The sequence below is a fragment of the Frigoribacterium sp. SL97 genome (assembly GCF_026625765.1).
Taxonomy (GTDB): Bacteria; Actinomycetota; Actinomycetes; order Actinomycetales; family Microbacteriaceae; genus Frigoribacterium.
On sequence record NZ_CP113062.1, the window covers coordinates 2,024,350 to 2,043,386 of the forward strand.

Sequence of the window (19,037 nt, forward strand, 5' to 3'; positions counted from 1 at the left end):
CGGGGACCACTTTAGTCGCCGACCGACCGCCGACCGGTCGACCAGGGCCTCGACGGGCGACGAGGCCCGGGTCGGCTCAGACGGCGCGCAGTTCGGTCGAACAGGCCTCCGCCGCGACCCACGCGAGCACGCCGCACTTCACCCTCATGACGAACTTCGAGACCCCGTGGAACACGACCGCGTCGCCGAGGACCTCGTCGTCGGGCTCCCCGGCGCCCCGGGACCGCATCATCTCGCGGAACTCCCCGACGAGTGCGTCGAGCTCGGTCAGCGTGCGACCCGGAGCCAGCTGCGCCAGCACCGAGGCGGAGGCCATCGAGATGCTGCAGCCGGCGCCCTGCCAGCGGAGGTCGGCGATGCGGTCGGTCCCGGGCTCGAGGGCGACGCGGACGGTGATCTCGTCACCGCAGGTCGGGTTGCGTTCGTGGTGCTGCGCGTCGGCCCCGGGCAGCTCGCCGTCGCCGTGGCGCGCCTTGGCGTGGTCGAGGATGACCTGCTGGTACAGGCCGTCGAGGGCGGCGCTCACCGCGCCTCCTCGGCCTTCTCGTCGACGGGCTCCGGGCCGACGACGCCGAAGTAGCCGCGGACCTCGGCGACCCCGGCGACCAGCCGGTCGACCTCGTCGCTCGACGAGTACAGGTAGGTGCTGGCCCGCGTCGTGGCCGTCACCCCGAGACGCCGGTGCAGTGGCTGGGCGCAGTGGTGGCCGACCCGCACGGCGATGCCGAGCGCGTCGAGGAACTGGCCCACGTCGTGGGCGTGCACCCCGTCGACGACGAAGCTGGCGAGTCCCGATCGCGGCACGCCGGCGGGCGGGCCCACGACCGTGACGCCGTCGACGGCCTCGAGGCCGCGGACGAGCAGGTCGGCGAGGGCCTCCTCGTGGGCGCGCACCCGGTCCATGCCGACGGCGTCGAGGTAGCGCACGGCCTCGGCCAGGGCGACGGCCTGGGACACGGGCTGCGTGCCGGCCTCGAAGCGCTGCGGAGCGGGGAGGTACTCGGAGCCCTCCATCGTCACCGTCGTGATCATCGAGCCGCCGGTCCGGAACGGCGGCAGGGCGTTCAGCAGTTCCGCCCGGCCGTAGAGGACGCCGATGCCCGTGGGCCCCAGCATCTTGTGGCCCGAGAAGGCGGCGAAGTCGACGTCGAGGTCGTGGAGGTCGACGGGGCGGTGCGGGACCGACTGGCAGGCGTCGAGGACGACGAGGGCGCCGACGTCGTGCGCCAGCGCCACCAGCTCGGCGACGGGCGCGACGAGGCCGGTGACGTTCGAGACGTGGGCGAAGGCGAGGAGGCGCGTGCGGGGTCCGATCACGGCGGCCGCGTCGGCGGTGGTCCAGGTGCCGTCGTCGCGGACCGGCACGAATCGCAGGCTGGCACCGGTCGTCGCGGCGAGTTCTTGCCACGGGACGAGGTTCGCGTGGTGTTCGGCCTCGGTGACGACGATCTCGTCGCCGGGCGCGAGGGCGAAGCGTCGCGCGGCCTCACCACCCCGCCCGTGCGTCGCGTTCGCGACGCCGTACGCGAAGAGGTTGAGGGCGTCGGTGGCGTTGGAGGTCCAGACGATCTCGTCGACGTCGGCACCGACGAAGCGGGCGACCGTCTCGCGCGCCTCTTCGTAGGCCTCGGTCGACAGGGCGGCGAGCGTGTGGGCGCCCCGGTGCACGGCCGAGTTCGTCGTCTCGAGGAAGCGCCGCTCGGCGTCGAGCACGGATGCCGGCCGTTGGGCGGTCGCCCCCGAGTCGAGGTAGGCGAGCGGCTCGCCGTTGACGTCCTGCCCGAGGAGCGGGAAGTCGGCGCGCAGACGGCGGGCGTCGTCGTCGGACAGCCCCGGACGGTGGGTGGATGGTGCGGAGGAGGTGGTGGTCACGGTGTCCCTTCCCGTCGATCGTACCGAGGCCCCCCGAGGGGCCCGGCTCCGGCCGACACGGGACGCAACGGCTGACGGCCGCGCGGTGTTCCCGACCCCGTGGCTGTGACGCCCCGTGTCGCGGACGTCGCATACGTCGGGGGTCGGGGCCAGAGTGGTGGCGACGAACGGAGCACACCATGACGACCACCCCCGGCCGCATCGAGACCACCCACGCGGGAAGCCTGCCGCGCACGCCCGAGCTGATCGCGGCGAACGACGCGCGCGCGCTCGGCGTGGACGGCTTCACCCTCGAGCGCACGCCCGAGTTCGACGCCCTGCTGACCGACGCCGTCGTCGATCTCGTCCGGCGCCAGAACGATCTCGGCATCACCATCGTCGGCGACGGCGAGTACGGCAAGGCGATGACGAGCGCCGTCGACTACGGCGCCTGGTGGTCGTACTCGTTCCAGCGCGTGAGCGGTCTCTCGTTGACGGGGTCGGACATCTTCAGCCAGCCGGCCGTGCGGTCCTCCCCCGGCGACGTGCGGCTGACGTCGTTCCCCGACCGTCGCGACTGGCAGACGTTCCACGACGCCTACACCGACCCGACCTCGGGCATCGGCACGGGCTCGGGCGCGACGCCGTTCCCGAGCACGACGGGCCCGCTGGCCTACGTCGGACACGCCGCCATCGCCTCGGACATCGCCAACCTGAAGGCCGGCCTCGAGGCGAGCGGTTCGCGCTCGGGCTTCATCACCTCGCTGTCACCGGGAAGCGGAGCCCGCATCGCGAACGACTTCTACGCCACCGACGAAGAGCACATCTGGGCCTGGGCCGAGGTGCTGCGGGAGGAGTACACGGCGATCGTCGAGGCCGGCCTGACCGTGCAGATCGACGACCCCTCGATCGCCGAGAACTGGGACCAGATCAACCCGGAGCCGAGCGTCGAGGACTACCGGGCGTTCACCCGAATCCGCGTCGAGGCGCTCAACCACGCCCTCCGCGGCCTGCCGCCGGAGCAGGTGCGCTTCCACCTCTGTTGGGGCTCGTGGCACGGTCCCCACACGACCGACGTCGAGTTCCGTCACATCGTCGACCTCATGCTCGAGATCGACGCCGGCTCGTACTCGTTCGAGGCGGCCAACGTCCGTCACGAGCACGAGTGGAAGCTCTGGCGCGACGTCGAGCTGCCGACCGGCAAGACGATCGTGCCGGGTGTCGTCAGCCACGCCACGAACGTGGTCGAACACCCCGAACTCGTGGCCGACCGCATCGAACGGTTCGCCTCGCTGGTCGGCCCCGAGAACGTCGTCGCCTCGACCGACTGCGGCCTGGGCGGTCGCATCCACCCGCAGATCGCGGTGGCCAAGCTGGCCTCGCTCGGCGAGGGCGCGCGCATCGCCTCGCACCGCCTGTTCGGCTGAGCGTCCGCGGCGGAGTCGACCCGCGCCTCCTGGTCCCCGATCGAGGAGGCGCGGGTCGCTCGTCGCGTGGACGTCCCGTCAGTCGTCGAGCGGCTTGAGCACCCGTTGCAGGAACTGCTGCGTGCGGGCCTCGCGGGGGCGGGACAGCACGTCGGCGGGACGGCCCCGCTCGACGACGACGCCGGCGTCCATGAAGAGCAGCTCGTCGGCCACCCGGCGGGCGAACTCGAGCTCGTGGGTGACGACGATCATCGTCCAGCCCTCGTCGGCGAGTTCCTTCACGACGGTGAGCACGTCACCGACCAGTTCGGGGTCGAGGGCCGAGGTCGGCTCGTCGAAGAGCAGGAGTTCGGGCCGCAGGGCGAGCGCGCGCACGATGCCCACGCGCTGCTGCTGGCCGCCCGAGAGCTCGGCCGGGTAGGCGTCGGCCTTCTCGACGAGGCCGACGCGCGCGAGGAGTGCCTCGGCCTCGGCCCGCGCCTCCTTCGGATCGCGTCCCTGGACGCGCACCGGTCCCTCGACGACGTTCTCCAGCACCGTGAGGTGCGGGAACAGGTTGAAGTGCTGGAACACCATCGACGAGCGATCGCGGAGGGCCAACAGGTCGCGCTTGCCGACCGTGGTGCCGAAGTCGATCGAGCGGCCGTCGGAGAGCGTGACGACTCCGCCGTCGGGCACCTCGAGGCTGTTGAGCGACCGCAGCACGGTCGTCTTGCCCGAGCCCGAGGGCCCGATGATGGCGACGACGCGTCCGCGGCGCACCTCGAGGTCGATGCCGCGCAGCACCTCGTTCGAGCCGAACGCCTTGTGCAGCCCCCGGACGGTCAGCACGGGGGCACCGGTCTCGTCGGCCGGCCGGGGCGGGGTGACGTCAGCGGGCAACGTGGCGGTCCAATCTCTTCTCGAGGGCGTCCTGCCCGAACGACAGGATCAGGCAGATCACCCAGTAGACCAGGGCGGCCTCGAGGTAGATCAGCAGGAACTGGTTCGAGACGGTGGCGATCTGCTCGGCCTGACGGAACAACTCGACGACGAGGATGACGCTCGCCAACGAGGTGTCCTTGACCAGGCTGATGAAGGTGTTCGACAGCGGGGGCACCGAGACGCGCGCCGCCTGCGGCAGGATGATCCGCCGGAGGGCGAGCCCCCGCGACATGCCGATCGTGTGGGCGGCCTCCCACTGGCCCTTGGGCACCGAGAGGATGGCCGCGCGGATGACCTCGGCCGCGTACCCACCGACGTTCAAGGAGAACGCGATGATGGCGCTGGGCCACGGATCGAGCTTGACGCCGATCGACGGAAGGCCGTAGAAGACGACGAAGAGCTGCACGAGCAGCGGCGTGCCCCGGATGATCGAGATGTAGACCCGGGCGATGCCCGCGAGCGCCGCCTTGCCCGACAGGCGCATCAGCGCGATGACGACGGCGATGACCAGCCCGATCGCCATCGATGCGAAGGCGAGCGGGATCGACGCGACGAGCGCCCCCGACACGATCGGCCAGAGCGACCGCCAGAAGAGGTCGAGGGAGGACTGCACGCCTACTCGCTGACGTCCTGGCCGAAATACTTCTCGCTGATGGTCGCCAGCGTGCCGTCGGCCTTGAGCTCGGCGAGGGCGTCGTCGATCGCCGACACGAGGTCGTCGCTGCCCTTCGTGGTGACCAGGGCCGAGCGCGAGACGTCGTCCGTGGTCGCCGCGATCTTGATGCCGGCGGCCTGGTCGGGGTTGGTCTTGACGTAGTCGAGGAAGGTCAGTTCGTCGTTGACGGTCGCGTCGATGCGACCCTGCTCGAGGAGCGCGACCGACTGGGCCCAGCCGTCGACGACCTGCACGTCCGCGCCCGCGTCCTTGGCGGTCGTGTAGAAGTTGCTCGACTGCGACTGGGCCGTCGTCTTGCCCTCGAGGTCGGAGAGCGAGGTGATGTCGGTGTTGTCGGCGGCCGTGATCACGACACCGCGGCTGACCGTGTAGGGCGTCGAGAAGTCGTACGTGGCCTCACGCTCGTCGGTGATCGAGATCTGGTTGGCCACGAGGTCGAAGCGGCCGGCGGTGAGTCCGGCGAGCAGGGCGTCGAACTGCGTCTCCTCGAAGGCCGGGGTGACGCCGAGCTTCTCGGCGACGGCCGTGGCGACGTCGACGTCGTAGCCGGTCAGCGCGCCGGCCCCGCCCTCGTGGTAGGTGAAGGGCTGGTAGGTGCCCTCGGTGCCGATGACGAGCTCGCCGGCCGCCTGGATGTCGGACAGGCTCTTCGCCGCGCTCGTGTCGGCGGTCGCGCTGCCGGTGGACTGGACGACCCCGTCGGTGGAGGCGGGCGCGCAGGCGGCCAGGGCGACGGCGGCGGCGGCGACGACGCCGACGGAGGCGAGGCGACGGACGGTGCGGACGGCGGTGATCTTCACGAGGGTTCCTTTGCTGCGGCTCGGGGGTCGGACGAGCCTCCCGACACTAACGCCGCGGGGGCGGGCGTGATTCCCGATGACTCCGCATGACCTTGCGGCCACGGAGGCCGGGCGTCGTCGCACACCCGTCGGCGTCGCCACGCGCCCGTCAGCGTCGCGCGATCGCCTCCCCCACCGAGGGGGCGCCGTCGAGCCGCACGTGCCGGTGGGCCACGTCGTCGGCCGAGACGGCGACGGTGCTCAGCGACAGCGAATGGAAGAGGCGTCCGTCGACCAGGTCGGCCCGCACGAGCGCGTCGTCGTCGTCCGTCGGCAGGGCGCTGCTCTCGCGCAGCAGGTCGAGCCACGGCGTCCAGCTGCCCTCGCCCTCGGCCCCCGTCGGCAGCGGACCGGTCGGAGGCGCGACGTCACGGAACCGGGGCAGCCAGCGGTCGACGCGCGGCACGGACCGGTCGTCGGGGGCGGCGTGCGTGAGCAGGTGCACCCCGGCGGCGAGGCGGGCCGTATCGGTGGCGGTGCCGTCCCAGACGGAGTGCACCGCGCCTCCTGCGTCCGCGGTGAGCAGGTTGAAGGTGCGGGTCGTCTGCGGCCCGTCGGGCAGGACGCCGTCGGCGGCCGCCCGGAGGGGCAGGGCACCGCGGGTGGTCCATCCGCCGGGCGGCGACGCGGGCGCCTCGTGACGGTTGAGCACGACGCTCGCCCGGCTCGGGCCCCGGGCGGTCGCCAACCAGGCCCCGCCCGCCTCGCGGTCGTGCACCCCGGTCACCCGCTCACCGAGGTCGGGCCACCAGGCGCCGGGCTCGTCCCAGGGGCGGTCGGGTGACTCGTCCCGGAGCCCGAGGAAGACGACGGGCCAGGGCGCGTCCGGCTGGACGGCGACGACGACGGTGCACATGGGGTCCTCAGGGTGGGGGCTCGTCGGGACGGGTGCCGACGCTCGACCGCGGGATGCGGCATCGTGGTGGGCAACGCTACCGACCCGGCACCGGGTCGGCCGACCGACGCATCGATCGACGAGGCCCACCGTGACGCACGACCACCCCCGCTCCTCCCCCGCCGACGCCCCGCGTCGCCTGTCCGTCGTCGTCGGCGTCTCGGGCGGCATCGCGGCGTACAAGGCCGTCGGGGTCGTCCGCGGCCTCGTGCTGCGGGGGCACGACGTCCACGTCGTGCCGACCGAGGCCGCCCTGCGCTTCGTCGGGGCGCCCACCTGGGAGGCCACGAGCCGCAACCCGGTTCACACGTCCGTCTTCGACGACGTCGCGGAGGTGCGGCACGTGGCCCTGGGGCAGCGCGCCGACCTGATCGTCGTGGCCCCCGCGACCGCCCACACCCTGGCGAAGATCGCCCACGGCCTGTCCGACGACCTGCTCGGCACGACGATCCTCGCGAGCACCGCGCCGCTCGTCGTCGCGCCCGCCATGCACACCGAGATGTGGCGGAACCCGGCGACGGTCGCGAACGTCGACCTGCTGAGGTCGCGCGGGGTGACCGTCGTCGGGCCGGACGACGGGCCGCTGACCGGGGGCGACGTGGGGCCCGGCCGGCTGAGCGAACCCGACGAGATCGTCGCCGCGGCACTCGCCCTCGTGACCGGCCCGGGCTCCCCCGACGCCCCGCGAGCCGTCGCCCCGGGTGCTCGGGACCAGGAGGCGCGGGTCGGCGACCTGGACGGCCTCCGGTTGGTCGTCTCGGCCGGCGGCACCCGTGAGCCCCTGGACCCCGTGCGGTTCGTCGGCAACCGGTCGAGCGGTACGCAGGGGGCGGCGCTCGCCCTCGGGGCGGCCCGCCGCGGTGCCCACGTCACCGTCGTCGCGGCCGCACTCGACGGAGCCGTGCGGCAGACGCTCGAGACGGAGGGGACGATCGACGTCGTCGAGGTCGGCACCGCCCTCGAGCTCGACGCCGCGATGGGCGAGCACGCCCCGGCGGCGGACGTCGTGATCATGGCGGCCGCGGTGGCGGACTACCGGCCGTCGTCGGTGGCCGACGGGAAGATCCGGAAGGACGACTCGGGCGACGAGCTGACCGTCCGTCTCGTCCGGACCCCGGACGTCCTGGCCGGGCTCGTCGCCCGTCGGGCCGTGGGGCAGGTGGTCGTCGGCTTCGCGGCCGAGACGGCCGCCGACCGGGACGAACTGCTCTCGCTCGGGCGCGCCAAGCAGCGGCGGAAGGGAGCGGACCTGCTCGTCCTCAACACGGTGGGCTGGACGACCGGCTTCGGCAGCGACGACACGGCCGTCGTCGTGATCGACGCCGACGGTGACGTGGTGTCCGAGGCCGAGGGGTCGAAGACCGCCGTGGCCGAGACGGTGCTCGACGCCGTGGTGTCCCGTCGGGTCGCGAGTCGGGGGTCGGGTGGCAGCACTCCTCCCGTGCTCCCCGGCGCGTCGACGGGAGCGGGCGCATGAGCCCCCGCGAGCAGGCCGATCCCCGCCTCGGCACGACCGTCGGCGGTCGCTACCGCCTCGACGCGATCGTCGGGCGCGGAGGCATGGGGGCCGTCTACCGGGCGAGCGACCTCGAGCTCGGCCGGGTCGTCGCCGTCAAGCTCTTCTCCTCGGACGGGCACGACGTCCACGACCTCAGCCGCCAGGTCAGCGAGGTGCGCCTCCTCGCCTCCCTCAACCACCCGGGGCTCGTCACGCTCTACGACGCCCGGGTCGAGGGCGACGGCCACGACGACGACGCCTACCTCGTGATGGAGTACGTCGACGGCCCCACCCTGCAGACCGTGCTCGCCGACGGTCCGTTGTCGCACGCCGAGGCCGCGGCGGTGCTCGGCGACGTCGCGGACGGCCTGGCGGCGGTGCACCGCGCCGGCGTCGTCCACCGGGACGTCAAGCCCGCGAACATCCTGCTCGCCGCGCCGCACCACGAAGGCGACCCCCGACGGGCCAAGCTCGCCGACTTCGGCATCGCCTACCTGATCGACTCGACGCGGGTGACGGCCACGGGAACCCTGATGGGCACCGCCGCCTTCGTCAGCCCGGAGCAGGCCGAGGGGCGTCCGCCGGCCCCCGCGTCCGACGTCTATTCGCTCGGGTTGGTGCTGGTCGAGGCGCTGACCGGGCGGCGCGTCTTCACGGGGTCGGTCGTCGAGTCGGTCATGGCCCGTCTCACCCGCGACCCCGAGATCCCGGCCTCGATCGGCTCGGGGTGGGCGGAACTGTTGACGCGCATGACCGCGCGAGCACCCGACGACCGTCCGGCCGCCGCCGAGGTCGCCCGAGCGGCCCGCACGCTGGCCGTCGAGGGCGCCGGGTCGACCGAAGCCGTCACGCGCGTCATGGCCGCTCCCGACGTGCCGACGGCTGCCCTGCCCGGAGGCGACGCCCCCACTCGCGTCCTGGCCCGGGACGATGCCCGCACGCAGGTGTTCGGGGCGGGGGCGGCCTCCCGCGCCGACGCCACGGACCTGGTCGCCGACGTCACGGCGGACGACGGGACCCGGAAGCGTCGGCGTTGGCCCCTCGTGCTGGCGGCGATCGTCGTCGCCGGGCTGCTGGCGGCGGGCATCGGTTGGGCCGCCACCCGCGACGGTGGGACGGTGGACCCGACGGAGAGCACGAGTCCGAGCGTCGAGACGGATCCGTCGACGACGCCGTCCGAGTCGTCGGACGTCGACTCGCCGTCACCGTCCGACGACTCCACCGACGACTCACCGGTCGACCCGGCTCCCTCGGACGAGGTGAGCCCCACCCAGGAGGCGCCGGTCGAGCCGACGACGCAGCCGACCGTCGACCCCGTGACGCCCCCGACGGTCGACGTCCCTGGCGTCGACGTCCCCGGAGGGAACAGCGGGCCCGGCAACAGCGGCAACGGCGGCCCGGGCACCAACGGGAACGGGAACGGGAACGGCCGGGGCAACGGGGTCGGTCTCGGGACGGGGACCGACACCCCCTAGGCGGATGCCGCGGGACGTCACGACCCGTCGCTCGCATCGTGAGGTGGGCGACAGGTCGTGGCCTCTCGGCAGGAGAGGCGGGCCACCCCGTGAGAGAAGAAGCCCGGACATGACGAAAGCCCCGGCCGAGGCCGGGGCTTTCTGTGTGTGAGCGATACTGGGATCGAACCAGCGACCTCTTCCGTGTCAGGGAAGCGCGCTACCGCTGCGCCAATCGCTCATGTCTCAACGATCCGAGAATCTTCCCTCGAACCGCACTATTCAATTGCAACATAGAGTCTAGACCTAGGTCTAGATCGAATGGAGGTGGAGACGGGATTTGAACCCGCGTGAACGGCTTTGCAGGCCGGTGCCTCGCCTCTCGGCCACTCCACCATACGAGTAGCCCCCCAGAGGGAGGCCACCAGTCGGTGGACCACCCTCTGGTGAGCATTACACTCGAGCGGATGACGAGATTCGAACTCGCGACCCTCACCTTGGCAAGGTGATGCGCTACCGCTGCGCCACATCCGCATTTCGCTTTGCATTTCTGCGTGCAAAAGAACAATACCCACACCCCGGGGCAGAAACCAAATCGAGGGAAGTTCGTGTCTTGATCGATCACGGGGCAGCTCACGACGGTGACCTCGACGACCGGCCGAATGGCGTTCGAGCACCGCGATGCACTAGCATCGTCGAGTCCCACACGGGCGATTGGCGCAGTTGGTAGCGCGCTTCCTTCACACGGAAGAGGTCATCGGTTCGAGCCCGGTATCGCCCACGATCACCATCGAAAGGCCCTGCTCCTGCAGGGCCTTTCGTCGTTCCTGGCCCGCGATCCCCGGCCCGGTGCCGCCGTCGGAGCATCGACGCCGCCCACTGCCGAGACGTGGCATCCTCGCCCCATGACCGACTCCCCCACCTCCCGCGCCGCCGCGACCCGCCCCACGCCCGTCCCCGACGCCGACTGGTGGCGGCAGGCCGTGGTGTACCAGGTGTATCCGCGCAGCTTCGCCGACGCGAACGACGACGGCATCGGTGACCTGGCCGGCGTGACCTCGCGCGTGCCGTACCTGCAGCGGCTCGGGGTCGACGCCGTCTGGCTGAGCCCCTTCTATCCGTCACCGCTCGCCGACGGCGGGTACGACGTCGCCGACTACCGCGACGTCGACCCCCGCCTCGGCACCCTCGACGACTTCGACGAGATGGTCGCCGCCCTCCACTCGGCCGGGCTGAGGGTCGTGGTCGACATCGTCCCGAACCACACCTCGAGCGACCACGAGTGGTTCCGTGAGGCGGTGGCGTCCGAGCCCGGCAGCGCCGCCCGTGGCCGGTACGTGTTCCGGGACGGCCTCGGCGAGGGAGGAGACACTCCCCCGTCGACCTGGGTCTCGAACTTCGGCGGTGGCGCCTGGACCCGCCTGCAGCGCCCCGACGGCACGCCCGAACAGTGGTACCTGCACCTGTTCGCCCCCGAGCAACCCGACCTCGACTGGAGCAACCCCGAGGTCCGCACCGACTTCGAACGCACGCTGCGGTTCTGGTCGGACCGTGGCGTCGACGGATTCCGGGTCGACGTCGCCCACGGGCTCGCGAAGGACCTCACCGAGCCCCTCCGCGACGCGGCCGAACGTCAGCTCCTGCCGGTCGACGGCAGCGATCCGCTCTACGACCGTGACGAGGTGCACACGATCTTCGAGGGGTGGCGCCGGGTCCTCGACGAGTACGACCCGCCCCGGAGCGCCGTGGCCGAGGCCTGGGTGCAGCCCGAGCGGGTGCCGCTCTACGCCCGCCCCACCGAGCTCGGCCAGGCCTTCAACTTCGCCCTGACGCGCGCCGACTTCGACGCCGACCAGTACCGGACCATCATCGCGTCGACCCTCGAGCAGGCGGCCGTCAGCGGGGCGACGAGCACGTGGGTGCTCTCGAACCACGACGTCGTCCGTCACGCCACGCGCTACGGCCTGCCGAAGGGGCAGGACCTCGACGCCTTCGTGCTGAGCGACGGTCGCCGACCCACTCTGAACCCCGATGCGGGCCTCCGTCGGGCCCGTGCGGCGACGCTGCTCATGCTCGCCCTCCCGGGTTCGGCCTACGTCTACCAAGGAGAAGAACTGGGCCTCTTCGAGGTGGCCGACCTGCGTCCCGACGACCTGCAGGACCCGGTCTGGGTCCGCACGGGCCACCGGCGCAAGGGCCGTGACGGCAGCCGGGTGCCGCTGCCCTGGGACACGAGCGAGCCCGCCCTGGGCTTCGGGGACCACGCCCCGCACCTGCCGCAACCCGAGTGGTTCGAGGACCTCGCCGTCTCGGTGCAGGACGACGAGGACGAGTCCACGTTGTCGATCTACCGACGCGCCCTCGCCCTCCGCCGCGAGCTGCAGCGCGGTGAGGCCTTCCTCTGGGCCGACGACACCTCGGAGGACGTCGTGCGCTTCTCCCGCCACGAGGGGTGGCACTCGCTGACGAACTTCGGCGGCGGCCCGGTCGACCTGCCCACCGGGGCACGCGTCCTGGCCTCCAGCGAGCCGTTGCACGACACGCTCGCCGGCGTCACCGAGGTGCCGGGCGAGACCACGGTCTGGTTCTCGCTGACCTGAGACCCGGGCCCGGTCCGACCGGGCGACCACCCGCAGGAGGCGCGGTGCGACGCGGTCGCGCACCGCGCCTCCTGCGTTCTGCCGCGGTCGGGACGCAGAACGGCCCCGGTCCGAGGACCGGGGCCGTTCGTCGTGCGACGTGGGTCAGGCGCGCGAGTTCTCGAGGACGTAGCCCTCTTCACCGTGCAGGGCGAGGTCGATGCCGGCCACCTCGTCCTCGTTCTTCACGCGGAAGCCGATGGTCTTCTCGATGACGAAGCCGATGACGAAGGCCAGGACGAACGAGTAGAGCATGACGGCCAGGGCCGAGAGGGCCTGGATGCCGAGCTGCGTGAAGGTGTGCGAGAAGATGAGGCCGGTGTCGTTCGCGAAGATGCCGAGGTACAGCGTCCCGATGAGGCCACCGACGAGGTGGATGCCCACGACGTCGAGGGAGTCGTCGAACCCGAGCTTGAACTTGAGGTCGATGGCGAGGGCGCAGACGGCACCCGCGACGACGCCGAGGACGACGGCCCACCCCGGGGTGAGGGCGGCGCAGGCCGGGGTGATGGCGACGAGGCCGGCGACGGCACCCGAGGCGGCGCCGACCGAGGTGGCCTTGCCGTCCTTGAGCTTCTCGACGACCAGCCAGCCGAGCACGGCGGCGGCCGGTGCGGCGATGGTGTTCAGGAACGCCAGGGCGGCCACGCCGTCGGCCGCGAGCTCGGAGCCGGCGTTGAAGCCGAACCAGCCGAACCAGAGCAGCCCGGCACCCAGCAGGACGAAGGGCGGGTTGTGCGGCTTGTCGGCACCCTTGGCGAAGCCGACGCGCTTGCCGAGGACGAGTGCCAGGGCGAGGGCCGCGGCACCGGCGTTGATGTGGACGGCCGTGCCGCCGGCGAAGTCGATGACGCCCATGGCGGCGATCCAGCCACCGACGGTGTTGCCGTCGGCGTCCTTCGTGAAGTTGAAGACCCAGCTGGCGACCGGGAAGTAGACGACCGTGGCCCAGACGCCGGCGAAGATCATCCACGCCCCGAACTTGGCGCGGTCGGCGATGGCGCCCGAGATGAGGGCCACCGTGATGATCGCGAAGGTGGCCTGGAAGGCGGCGAAGGCGATCGTCGGGTAGGCGCCGGTCGGGTCCAGGCTGTCCTCGAAGGCGGCGCCGAGGCCGAGGTTCGCGACGTCGAGGCCGATCAGGCCCTGGACGCCCACGAAGCTCTCGCTCCCACCGGGGATCGAGGTCGGGTTGCCGAAGGCGATCGCATAGCCGAAGAGCACCCACAGGACGCCGATGAGGCCCATCGCGCCGAAGCTGAGCATCATCATGCTGATGACGCTCTTGGCCTTGACGAGGCCGCCGTAGAAGAAGGCCAGGCCGGGGGTCATGAGCAGCACGAGTGCCGCGCAGATCAACATGAAGGCGGTGTTGCCTTGGTCCATGGGTGGGTCACCTCTCGAGTTTCGGAGCCGGGGAGGCACCGACGTCGAGGTCGACCGTGTGGGTTCACGGGCTGTGGTGACGAACGCTCTCGTCCGGTGCGGCCCCCAGTGTCGCGGGGAGAGGTTTCGGGCCGTGTGCGGGATTGTTTCCCCGATGTAACACGATTCGGGCGCAGGTAAACAACGTGTTACCGGATGCCCGGTGCGGGGTGGGGATCCCGTCAGAGCGAGGTCAGGGCCACCAAGCGCGACACGGCGCGCAGGTACTTCTTGCGGTAGCCGCCGGCGAGCATCTCGTCCGAGAAGACCTGGTCGAGGGGCGTGCCCGAGGCGACCACCCGGATCTGCGCGTCGTACAGGCGGTCCACGAAGGCCACGAGGCGCAGGGCGTCCACCTGGCTCGTGAGGACGTGGACGTCACGGAGCCCCACCGCGTCGAGGTCGTCGACGAGCTTCACGTACTTGCTGGGGTGGACCGTCGCGAGGTGGGCGACCACGCCGTCGAAGTCGTCGAGCGACACGGTCCCGCCGAGCGCGGCCGCCGCCGCGTCGACGTCGTCGACCACGTGCGCCCGGGCCTCGACCTCGCGACGCCGGTAGTCGTCCCCGTCGATGCGCAGGGTGAAGAACTTGTCGCTGAGCCCTTGGATCTCGCGGAGGAAGTCGGCGGCGGCGAACCGGCCCTCACCGAGGGCGTTGGGCGGCGTGTTCGAGGTGGCGGCGATGCGCGTGCCGTCGTCGGCCAGGTCGCCGAGCAGTCGGGTCATCATCATGGTGTCGCCCGGGTCGTCGAGCTCGAACTCGTCGATGCAGACCAGGGCGGCGCCCTTCAGCTGCGACGCGGCCCCGGCGTAGCCGACGGCGCCGACCAACGCGGTGAACTCGATGAAGGTGCCGAAGTACCGCCGGCCGGGCGTGCGGTTCCAGAGGGCGGCGAGCAGGTGGGTCTTGCCCACGCCGAAGCCGCCGTCGAGGTACAGGCCGGGACGCACGGCCGGGGCAGCCGGCTTCTTGCGGAACAGGCCCCTCCGCGGCGCGTCGGGACCCGCGCCTCCGAACGCCGTCACGGCGGCCACCGCCTCGGCCTGGGAGGCGAAGGCCGGGTCGGGCCGGTAGTTCTCGAGCGAGGCCTCCGCGAACTGACGAGGAGGCACGAGTTGCGTCACGATCTCGGCCCCCGTGATCGTCGGGGTGCGGTCGCTCAGCGAGACGAGGGTGCTGACGGATTCGGGGGGCATGGGCGCGGCCTCGCGGTGGGGTGGGCGGGGATCTGTGTCAGAGTCGTACGGTTCCCGGGCGACGGTCACGCGGCATGCGTAACCTCGACGGGGCCGACCAGAGGCGATCCTACGCCGCCGGGCACCACGCGTCGCCCGGCGTCGGCTCCACCCCGACCCCCGCACAAGGAGACACCATGGCCGTCGAGCACGACACGTCCGCCCGCTTCGGCGAGTACGCCCATCCCGAGCGTCTCGTCGGCACCGAGTGGCTGCAGCAGCACCTCGGCACCCCCGGGCTCGTCGTCGTCGAGTCCGACGAGGACGTCCTCCTGTACGAGACCGGCCACATCGCCGGCGCCGTCAAGATCGACTGGCACCTCGACCTCAACGACCCGGTGCAGCGCGACTACGTCGACGGCGAGGGCTTCGCCGCGCTGATGAGCCGCAGCGGCATCACGCGCGACAGCACGGTCGTCATCTACGGCGACAAGAACAACTGGTGGGCCGCGTACGCGCTGTGGGTCTTCTCGCTCTTCGGGCACCAGGACGTCCGTCTGCTCGACGGCGGCCGCGCGAAGTGGGAGGCCGAGGGACGCGACTACACGACCGAGGCGCCCGAGGTCGAGGCCACCGACTACCCCGTCGTCGAGCGGGACGACAGCGTCATCCGCGCCTACAAGGACGACGTGCTGGCGCACCTCGGCAAACCCCTGATCGACGTGCGCTCGCCCGAGGAGTTCTCCGGCCAGCGCACCACGGCCCCGGCCTACCCCGACGAGGGCGCCCTGCGTGCCGGTCACATCCCGAGCGCCCAGAACGTGCCGTGGGGCAAGGCCGCGGCCGACGACGGCACCTTCCGGCCTCTCGCCGAACTCGACGCCATCTACCGCGACGGGGCGGGCCTCTCCGACGGCGACGAGGTCGTCGCCTACTGCCGCATCGGTGAGCGGTCGAGCCACACCTGGTTCGTCCTGACGCACCTGATGGGCTTCGAGGACGTGCGCAACTACGACGGCTCCTGGACCGAGTGGGGCAGCGCCGTGCGGGTCCCCATCGTGCAGGGCACCGAGCCGGGCGAGGTGCCGGCCCGGTGACCGACGCGGCCCTGCCCGAGGCGCTCGTCGAGATCCGCGAGGAGTTCCTCGCCCTCGACGTGCGGAACCGTCTTCAGTTGTTGCTCGAGTTCTCGAACGAGCTGCCCGAGCTGCCCGCCCGGTACGCCGACCATCCCGACCTGTTCGAACGGGTGGTCGAGTGCCAGTCCCCCGTGTTCCTGTTCGTCGAGGTCACCGACGGTCGGGTGCACCTGCACGCGACGGCACCGCGCGAGGCGCCGACGACCCGGGGCTTCGCCTCGATCCTCGCCCAGGGGCTCGACGGACTGACCGTCGAGCAGGTGCTCGACGACGTCCCCGACGACTACCCGCAGACGATCGGCCTGACCGAGGCCGTGAGCCCGCTGCGCATCCGCGGCATGACCGCGCTGCTCGGCCGCGCCAAGCGTCAGATCCGCGAACGGACCGCCGTCGCGTGACGCTCCGGGTGCTGCACGCCCTCGGACGTCCCGGCGACGTCGGGCTCGAGCTCGAGATCGACGAGGACTCGACCCCCGCCCGGATCCGCGAGCTGTACGCCCCGCCGAGCGAGACGTGGCTGCGACTCAACCTGATCGCGGCGGTCAGCGGTGACGCCGCGGGGTCCGACGGCACCTCCGAGACGCTGAGCAACGCCACCGACCGCACGATCCTGGCCGCCATCCGCTCGCTCGCCGACGGTGTCCTCGTCGGTGCGGCGAGCGTGCGCGCCGAGGGCTACCGGGTGCCGAAGTCCTCGCGACTCGTCGTCGTCACGGCGTCGGGCGACCTCTCCGGCCACCGGATGGACCCGGCCGAAGCCGAGCGGGTCGTCGTGGTCTGCCCCGAATCCGCGCGGGCACGGGTCCGCGAGACCCTCGGTGAGGCGATCTGGGCGGCCGCCCGCGTGTTGTCGGCGACCGACGACGGCGGCCGGTTGGAGCCCGCCGCGATCCTGCGGTGCCTGCGCGAGCAGCGCCTCCGTTCGCTCGTCTGCGAGGGCGGTCCCTCGCTCGCCGGGCAGTTCCTCCGGGACGGCCTCGTCGACGAGCTGTGCCTGTCGACCTCGCCGGTCGTGATCGGCAGCGGCCTGCCCGTCTTCGGTCGCGAACGTTTCGACCCGGCGTCGCTCGTGCTCGGCCAACTGCTGGTCGACGAGCAGAGCACGCTCTACGCGCGGTGGTCGGTGGACGGTGGCCCCGCGAGTCGGTGACGGTCGAGCCATCGACCGATCGCCCCCTCGAACCGCTCGGGGTCGAGGTTCCAGAGCTTGGTGTGCCGGGCGACGTCGAACACCTCGAAGGTGACGATGTCGGGCCGCGCCTCGGCCAGCGCGTGTGACGCGGTGGACGGCACGAAGCCGTCGTCGTCGCTGTGCAGCACCAGCACCGGGAGGTCGAGCTCGCCCGCGCGTGAGACGAGGTCGAGCCGGTCGAAGTCGATGGGCTCGGCGCTGCCGGCCAGCCGGCAGAGCAGGGGCGATCCCAGGAGGCGCAGCACCAGACCCTGGACGACCCCCGGCACCCGCATGGCCGCGCCCTGGTAGGCGAGCGTCGTCCGCCAGTCGACGACGGGCGACTCGAGCACGAGACCCGAGACGGAGCCGCGCAGGGTGGAGCGGGTGGCGGCCTGCAGCACCAGCGCTCCACCCATGGACCAGCCCATCAGGACGACGGACCTCGCCCCGTGGTCGAGGGCGAACCGGATCGCCGCCTCGACGTCGCGCCACTCGGAGTCGCCCAGCGCGTAACGGCCGTCGGGCGAACGGGGCGCCTCGCCGTCGTTGCGGTACGACACGAGGAGCGAGGTGAAGCCCTCTCGCCGGAAGACCGGTGCCGCACGGATCGTCTCGGCGCGCGTCACCCCGCGACCGTGAACCCCGATCATCCACGGGCCGTCGAGCCCGCCCTCGGCGGGGACCAGCCAGGCGGGGGCCGGACCGACCTCGGTGTCGACCACGACCTCGTCGGCCGTGAGGCCCGCGTCGTGCGGCGTCGGGTACAGCCAGCCGCCGATGCGACCCCGGTGGGCGCGCCGCAGGCCGGATGCCTCGACTCCTTCGACGCCCCCGACGCCGTCCTCGTGTTCGACCCGACGTTCGACGTACCGGCCGTCGTCGTGCACCACCTCGCCGATGCGGGCGTGCCCTCGGCCCCTGTCGTACCAGAAGCTGTAGCGACCGGGGAGGCGCGTGTCGGGCGTCGAACGCAGGGTGATCGTCCCGGCCACGGCGTCGTGGGCCTCGATGCGCACGTCGTCGCGTCGCCTCCGGGCAGGGGTGACGATCTTCCGGGCCATGGCGACGATCCCCGAGACGAGGGCTGTGGACGACACCACCACGGTGCCCCCGACCGCGATCGAGACGACGGCGAGCGGGCCGACGCCCCGTCGACCGGTGGATGCGGGGCGGTTCACGGGCGGCTCCTCGGACGGCGTGAGACGGAGCGGGGAGACCTGTGGATCTGCTGAGCCGGGCGCGGCGTGCCGCGGGGGTCGCCCTCGGGATCGACCCTAGTCTTCCAGGGTGTCCGAGATCCCCCCGACGTCGACCCGCCCGCCCGCGTTCGCCGCGGCCGTCGAGTCCGTCCACCGTGCCGCCGCGCGGGACGCCCTCGCCGTGACCGAGATCCCCGCTCCGAACGGCCTCGCCCCCCACGCCCTGGCCCTCGCCGGGGACGTCATCGGCGCGTCCGGTCGCCCGGACCCCGACCTCGGCACCGGACGCTTCGTGCTGCTCTACGACGACGACGAACCCGAGGCGTGGGGCGGACCCTTCCGGGTCGTCAGCTTCGCGCAGGCGCCCCTCGAGACCGAGATCGCCCTCGATCCGTTCGTGGCCGACGTCGCGTGGTCCTGGCTCGTCGACAGCCTCGACGCCCGCGGTGCCGTCTACGACCGGGCATCGGGCACCGCCACCAAGATCCTCTCGACCGGATACGGTGAGCTGGCCAACCACGGTGACGGGGCCCAGCTCGAACTCCGGGCGTCCTGGAGCCCCGCCACCACCGACCTGGCCCCGCACATCGAGGCCTGGAGCGAGCTGATCTGCACGCTCGCCGGCCTGCCCCCGACCGTCGAGGGCGTCACCCTCCTCGCCTCGAGGCGGGTCGGACGAGACTGAACCACCGGAACAGAACAGCGCCCCCGGAGAGAAC

At 72.1% G+C, this 19,037-nt stretch carries 17 protein-coding genes and 4 tRNA genes; 9 read left to right on the forward strand and 12 right to left on the reverse strand.

The genetic code is table 11. From position 1 onward, the window contains the following. Positions 1–76 precede the first annotated feature (76 nt). Together sufU and OVA02_RS09660 are read right to left on the reverse strand one after the other, a co-directional pair. Complete coding sequence (sufU, locus tag OVA02_RS09655; RefSeq protein ID WP_056045401.1) at positions 77–526, reverse strand: Fe-S cluster assembly sulfur transfer protein SufU; 450 nt, start codon at positions 524–526, stop codon at positions 77–79. Further along, on the reverse strand, positions 523–1,830 hold the full coding sequence (locus OVA02_RS09660; RefSeq protein WP_056047456.1) for an aminotransferase class V-fold PLP-dependent enzyme: 1,308 nt from the start codon (positions 1,828–1,830) through the stop codon (positions 523–525). The genes sufU and OVA02_RS09660 overlap by 4 nt, the downstream gene beginning before the upstream one ends. Positions 1,831–2,051: 221 nt before the next feature. On the opposite strand from OVA02_RS09660, the gene OVA02_RS09665 reads away from it, so the two are divergent. Continuing rightward, positions 2,052–3,278 carry a cobalamin-independent methionine synthase II family protein gene (locus tag OVA02_RS09665; RefSeq protein WP_267658074.1) on the forward strand — a complete coding sequence of 409 codons (1,227 nt, stop codon included), beginning with the start codon at positions 2,052–2,054 and terminating at the stop codon, positions 3,276–3,278. Between the two features lie 78 nt (positions 3,279–3,356). Here the strand turns inward: OVA02_RS09665 and OVA02_RS09670 are convergent, their stop codons facing one another. From OVA02_RS09670 to OVA02_RS09685, 4 genes are all read right to left on the reverse strand, one after another. Further along, positions 3,357–4,160 carry an amino acid ABC transporter ATP-binding protein gene (locus OVA02_RS09670; RefSeq protein ID WP_056045408.1) on the reverse strand — a complete coding sequence of 268 codons (804 nt, stop codon included), beginning with the start codon at positions 4,158–4,160 and terminating at the stop codon, positions 3,357–3,359. Then, positions 4,150–4,815 (reverse strand): amino acid ABC transporter permease, encoded by a 666-nt coding sequence (locus OVA02_RS09675; RefSeq protein WP_056045410.1) that lies wholly within the window; start codon positions 4,813–4,815, stop codon positions 4,150–4,152. The genes OVA02_RS09670 and OVA02_RS09675 overlap by 11 nt, the downstream gene beginning before the upstream one ends. 2 nt (positions 4,816–4,817) lie before the next feature. Further along, positions 4,818–5,672 (reverse strand): amino acid ABC transporter substrate-binding protein, encoded by an 855-nt coding sequence (locus OVA02_RS09680; RefSeq protein ID WP_056047459.1) that lies wholly within the window; start codon positions 5,670–5,672, stop codon positions 4,818–4,820. Between the two features lie 154 nt (positions 5,673–5,826). After that, a complete protein-coding gene (locus OVA02_RS09685) occupies positions 5,827–6,573 on the reverse strand; it encodes an NRDE family protein (RefSeq protein ID WP_056045413.1) in 747 nt (248 codons plus the stop codon). A 178-nt stretch (positions 6,574–6,751) separates the two neighbouring features. Here OVA02_RS09685 and coaBC point away from each other — a divergent pair, with 178 nt between their 5' ends. Continuing rightward, positions 6,752–8,089, forward strand: a complete 1,338-nt coding sequence (gene coaBC, locus OVA02_RS09690) for a bifunctional phosphopantothenoylcysteine decarboxylase/phosphopantothenate--cysteine ligase CoaBC (RefSeq protein ID WP_056047462.1) — start codon at positions 6,752–6,754, stop codon at positions 8,087–8,089. Continuing rightward, entirely contained in the window at positions 8,086–9,585 is a 1,500-nt protein-coding gene (locus OVA02_RS09695; protein ID WP_056045416.1) for a serine/threonine-protein kinase, read from the forward strand. The genes coaBC and OVA02_RS09695 overlap by 4 nt, the downstream gene beginning before the upstream one ends. A gap of 148 nt (positions 9,586–9,733) precedes the next feature. On the opposite strand, the gene OVA02_RS09700 is transcribed toward OVA02_RS09695, so the two are convergent. The 3 genes from OVA02_RS09700 to OVA02_RS09710 all read right to left on the reverse strand — a co-directional run bounded on the left by OVA02_RS09700 (position 9,734) and on the right by OVA02_RS09710 (position 10,098). After that, positions 9,734–9,805: transfer RNA gene (locus tag OVA02_RS09700), tRNA-Val, on the reverse strand. Between the two features lie 81 nt (positions 9,806–9,886). Continuing rightward, positions 9,887–9,960: transfer RNA gene (locus OVA02_RS09705), tRNA-Cys, on the reverse strand. 66 nt (positions 9,961–10,026) lie between these two features. Next, positions 10,027–10,098, reverse strand: a tRNA-Gly gene (locus OVA02_RS09710). A 174-nt stretch (positions 10,099–10,272) separates the two neighbouring features. On the opposite strand from OVA02_RS09710, the gene OVA02_RS09715 reads away from it, so the two are divergent. Together OVA02_RS09715 and OVA02_RS09720 are read left to right on the forward strand one after the other, a co-directional pair. Next, a tRNA-Val gene (locus OVA02_RS09715) sits at positions 10,273–10,345 on the forward strand. A gap of 124 nt (positions 10,346–10,469) precedes the next feature. Continuing rightward, entirely contained in the window at positions 10,470–12,164 is a 1,695-nt protein-coding gene (locus OVA02_RS09720; protein ID WP_056045420.1) for an alpha-amylase family glycosyl hydrolase, read from the forward strand. A gap of 144 nt (positions 12,165–12,308) precedes the next feature. On the opposite strand, the gene OVA02_RS09725 is transcribed toward OVA02_RS09720, so the two are convergent. After that, on the reverse strand, positions 12,309–13,589 hold the full coding sequence (locus OVA02_RS09725) for an ammonium transporter (protein ID WP_056045424.1): 1,281 nt from the start codon (positions 13,587–13,589) through the stop codon (positions 12,309–12,311). 221 nt (positions 13,590–13,810) lie between these two features. Next, complete coding sequence (zapE, locus tag OVA02_RS09730) at positions 13,811–14,827, reverse strand: cell division protein ZapE (RefSeq protein ID WP_056045427.1); 1,017 nt, start codon at positions 14,825–14,827, stop codon at positions 13,811–13,813. A 176-nt stretch (positions 14,828–15,003) separates the two neighbouring features. Here zapE and OVA02_RS09735 point away from each other — a divergent pair, with 176 nt between their 5' ends. From OVA02_RS09735 to OVA02_RS09745, 3 genes are read left to right on the forward strand one after another with little or no spacing between them, the layout of a single operon-like run. Next, positions 15,004–15,903 carry a sulfurtransferase gene (locus OVA02_RS09735; protein WP_056047468.1) on the forward strand — a complete coding sequence of 300 codons (900 nt, stop codon included), beginning with the start codon at positions 15,004–15,006 and terminating at the stop codon, positions 15,901–15,903. Next, positions 15,900–16,343: a SufE family protein gene (locus OVA02_RS09740; RefSeq protein ID WP_056045431.1), complete on the forward strand. Its 444-nt coding sequence runs from the start codon at positions 15,900–15,902 to the stop codon at positions 16,341–16,343. Before OVA02_RS09735 ends, OVA02_RS09740 begins: the two co-directional genes overlap by 4 nt. Further along, the gene (locus tag OVA02_RS09745; RefSeq protein WP_056045434.1) at positions 16,340–17,095 is read left to right on the forward strand and encodes a dihydrofolate reductase family protein; all 756 of its coding nucleotides are present in this window, start codon (positions 16,340–16,342) and stop codon (positions 17,093–17,095) included. The genes OVA02_RS09740 and OVA02_RS09745 overlap by 4 nt, the downstream gene beginning before the upstream one ends. Here OVA02_RS09745 and OVA02_RS09750 read toward each other — a convergent pair. Beyond that, positions 17,053–18,297 (reverse strand): alpha/beta hydrolase family protein, encoded by a 1,245-nt coding sequence (locus tag OVA02_RS09750; RefSeq protein WP_267658079.1) that lies wholly within the window; start codon positions 18,295–18,297, stop codon positions 17,053–17,055. The genes OVA02_RS09745 and OVA02_RS09750 overlap by 43 nt on opposite strands. 109 nt (positions 18,298–18,406) lie before the next feature. On the opposite strand from OVA02_RS09750, the gene OVA02_RS09755 reads away from it, so the two are divergent. Further along, on the forward strand, positions 18,407–19,003 hold the full coding sequence (locus OVA02_RS09755) for a DUF3000 domain-containing protein (RefSeq protein ID WP_267658081.1): 597 nt from the start codon (positions 18,407–18,409) through the stop codon (positions 19,001–19,003). The last annotated feature ends 34 nt before the right edge of the window (positions 19,004–19,037 follow it).

Coding starts and splice junctions, on each gene's coding strand:
- OVA02_RS09685 (WP_056045413.1), bottom strand. CDS start 6,573: ATGTGCACCGTCGTCGTCGCCGTCCAGCCGGACGCGCCCTGGCCCGTC.
- zapE (WP_056045427.1), bottom strand. CDS start 14,827: ATGCCCCCCGAATCCGTCAGCACCCTCGTCTCGCTGAGCGACCGCACC.
- OVA02_RS09665 (WP_267658074.1), top strand. CDS start 2,052: ATGACGACCACCCCCGGCCGCATCGAGACCACCCACGCGGGAAGCCTG.
- OVA02_RS09725 (WP_056045424.1), bottom strand. CDS start 13,589: ATGGACCAAGGCAACACCGCCTTCATGTTGATCTGCGCGGCACTCGTG.
- OVA02_RS09735 (WP_056047468.1), top strand. CDS start 15,004: ATGGCCGTCGAGCACGACACGTCCGCCCGCTTCGGCGAGTACGCCCAT.
- OVA02_RS09720 (WP_056045420.1), top strand. CDS start 10,470: ATGACCGACTCCCCCACCTCCCGCGCCGCCGCGACCCGCCCCACGCCC.
- OVA02_RS09695 (WP_056045416.1), top strand. CDS start 8,086: ATGAGCCCCCGCGAGCAGGCCGATCCCCGCCTCGGCACGACCGTCGGC.